This is a genomic window from Candidatus Zixiibacteriota bacterium (genome assembly GCA_014728145.1).
In the GTDB taxonomy this organism is placed as follows: domain Bacteria; phylum Zixibacteria; class MSB-5A5; order JAABVY01; family JAABVY01; genus WJMC01.
Window position 1 is genome coordinate 1 of the sequence record WJMC01000197.1, and the last position, 2,899, is coordinate 2,899.

Here is a 2,899-nt window from a genome sequence, read left to right on the forward strand (position 1 = left end):
ACAGCCGCGTCAGGCATGGCGCCACGGATTTTAAAGCAGGAAGCAATAGCTAACAATCTGGCCAATGTCAACACTCCCGGGTACAAGCGTGAATCGGTCTTTCTTCAGCAGTTGACCGCCGCGCAGGCCAGGGCCCGCAAAACCGAATTCGAATGGCAGATACCCATGGTAGACCAAATTTACACTGACTATTCCAGGGGCTCCCTGGAGCATACCGGTAACCCGCTCAATGTCGCCATAGACGGCGACGGTTTCTTTGTGGTACAGACTCCCGAAGGTGAGGCGTACACCCGTAGCGGCAGTTTCCATGTCGACTCTGAGGGACGCCTGGTGACAGCCGACAACCTCCCGGTTTTATGCGATGCGGGTGAGATCGTTGTCAGCGACGAAAACCGCGATGTGAAGATCGCGATCGATGGCAATATCACTATCGGCGACCAGGAACTGGGACGACTCCGGGTTGCTGATTTCGAAAAACCGTACAAACTTGAAAAAATCGCCGGCGGGCTGTTCAAGGAAACCGAGGAAAGCGTACCGATCGATATCGAGTTCACTTATGTACGCCAGGGATACCTCGAGAAAGCGAATGTCGATGTTATTCGCGAGATGGTCGATATGATCGACTCATATCGTAATTACGAATCCGACCAGCGGGCGATCCAGTTGATCGACGAGACACTGGCCCGCACAGTCAACGAGGTCGGTAAGGTCAAGTAAACATAGGAGGAGATTCATGATAAAGTCACTGAGAACGGCCGCCAGCGGCATGAGTGCACAACAGCTCAATGTCGATAATATCGCCAACAACCTGGCTAACGTAAACACGACCGGTTTCAAAAAAGCTAAAGTGGAATTTCAGGATGTGCTCTACCAGCGCATCAAGCAGGCCGGTGTGGCCAATGCCACCGGCGAAACCGTTCCGACCAACCTCGAGGTGGGTTACGGTGTCAAACCGGTTGCCACCACCCGCCAGTTCAAGATGGGTGAGATTCAGGCTACCGAGAATCCGCTCGATTTGGTGATCGAAGGGGATGGCTTCTTCCAGGTAACAATGCCGGACGGCACGCAGGCGTATACTCGCGACGGTTCGTTCAAGGTCAATGCAGATGGCCGTATCACTACATCCGACGGTTATTACCTGTATCCTGAAATCACCATCCCGGAAGATGCCGAGTCGATTTCATTTATGGCTGATGGCACGGTTTCTGTCATGCTCAACGGCCAGACTGATCCTTCTGAAATCGGTCAGCTCGAACTGGCCAGATTCATCAACCCGGCAGGTCTTTCAGCCATGGGCCATAACCTTTACAAGCCGACCGGGGCTTCCGGTGACGCCATCACCGCTGTACCGTCTGAAGAGGGCATGGGCAATATCCTTCAGGGGTACCTGGAACTCTCGAATGTCGATATCGTCAATGAAATGGTCAACATGATCATCGCCCAGCGAGCCTACGAGATCAACTCCAAGGCTATCTCGACATCCGACGAAATGTCACAGATCGCTAATAACCTGAAGCGTTAAACGGACTGATTGATGTCATGAAGACAAAATTTGGAATAGGAATACTTTTCATTTCATTGCTCCTTTCGACCGGCCTGGCCCGAGGGGGGACCATAGCCGATCGAATTACAGAGCATATCATCGAAACATTCGATTTCAATCCGAAGACCACCGAGATTATCGTCCGTCCGGAAATCGATACGATTTTTATTCCGGACTCGGTCGATGTGATCGTCAGTTGCCGTGAATATCCGGAACCGAGTGGACATTTTCCCCTCAAGGTGATCCTGCAACAGCCCAATGGTGCTTTGCGGACAATGTCGACAGCGGTCGATGTATTGTTTTACCGCGATGTGCTGGTGGCCAACCGCAGGGTAAAATCACGCCAGCCACTTTCCGAAAGCGATTTTGATATCGAGCGAGTCGAGATCAACAGCCTCGTTCGCACGCCTGTGGATAGCTACGATCGCATCAAGGGGATGCGCAGTTCACGGACCATCTCCGCCGGACGAGTGCTGACCGAGAACATGCTCGAGCCTGAGCCGGTCGTCAAACGGGGCGAACGGGTCAGGATCCTGTTCAAGTCGGGGACACTGACGGTAGAATCTTATGGCACCGCGAAACGCGACGCGATTGAGGGAGAGACGGTCGAGGTTGAAAACAATGCCAGCGGAAAAAAAATATACGGCCGTGCCGTGGAAGGCGGTGTGGTACTGGTGGAGAATTGATATGCGTAGACTCTGGATATTATTTCTGATTTTACTGGCACTCCTGCTGTTGCCGTATTCGCTTAAAGCTTCTGGATTCGAGGCTTCGACGGCTTCGTTGTTCTCCGATATCCGGGCTAATCAGATCGGCGATATAATAACAGTGAATATTTACGAAAACGCGCAGGCTACCGCCCAGAATCAAACCAAGGCGGATAAAACGGCCCAGCATGAACTCAACGCCGGCCCTGGAGTCGGTTCGTTCGATTTTATTCCGCTCTTCGGTGTATCCGGCGAAAATACCTCCACCTACGACGGCAAGGGGCAACAGATTCGTTCCAATAACCTGCGGGCAAGGATGACCGTGAGGGTGGTGGCGATTCGTCCCAACGGCGACCTGGTGGTCGAAGGCAGTCGAGTGATTGGTCTGAACAGTGATAAAGAGGTTCTGACCTTGACCGGCATAATTCGTTCGCAGGATATAAATTCCGACAATTCGGTGGATTCATACAACCTGGCCGATGCACAGATCACATACCAGGGTAAAGGCGCGGCCTCAACCGCAGGGCGCCCAGGCATATTGACGAGAGTATTAAACTTTGTCTTTTAGGTAAAAAATGGGAATTAAATTAAAAGCTGTTTCAGTCCTGATGACCATGCTCCTGATGCTCGGAAGCATGACTCCGCTTTC

General features: G+C 52.1%; 4 protein-coding genes. All 4 read left to right on the plus strand.

The window, feature by feature from the left end; all coding sequences use genetic code 11:
* Positions 1-717: flagellar basal-body rod protein FlgF (flgF, locus tag GF404_11355; protein ID MBD3382777.1), on the plus strand; the 717-nt coding region annotated here is incomplete at its 5' end.
* A 16-nt stretch (positions 718-733) separates the two neighbouring features.
* The gene (gene flgG / locus GF404_11360) at positions 734-1,522 is read left to right on the plus strand and encodes a flagellar basal-body rod protein FlgG (GenBank protein ID MBD3382778.1); all 789 of its coding nucleotides are present in this window, start codon (positions 734-736) and stop codon (positions 1,520-1,522) included.
* Between the two features lie 17 nt (positions 1,523-1,539).
* On the plus strand, positions 1,540-2,229 hold the full coding sequence (gene flgA, locus GF404_11365; GenBank protein ID MBD3382779.1) for a flagellar basal body P-ring formation protein FlgA: 690 nt from the start codon (positions 1,540-1,542) through the stop codon (positions 2,227-2,229).
* A complete protein-coding gene (locus GF404_11370; GenBank protein ID MBD3382780.1) occupies positions 2,111-2,818 on the plus strand; it encodes a hypothetical protein in 708 nt (235 codons plus the stop codon). The genes flgA and GF404_11370 overlap by 119 nt, the downstream gene beginning before the upstream one ends.
* Positions 2,819-2,899 lie beyond the last annotated feature (81 nt).

Bases quoted from the DNA above. Each gene is read 5' to 3' on its own strand.
- flgG (MBD3382778.1), top strand. From the start codon at position 734: ATGATAAAGTCACTGAGAACGGCCGCCAGCGGCATGAGTGCACAACAG.
- flgA (MBD3382779.1), top strand. From the start codon at position 1,540: ATGAAGACAAAATTTGGAATAGGAATACTTTTCATTTCATTGCTCCTT.
- GF404_11370 (MBD3382780.1), top strand. From the start codon at position 2,111: ATGGCACCGCGAAACGCGACGCGATTGAGGGAGAGACGGTCGAGGTTG.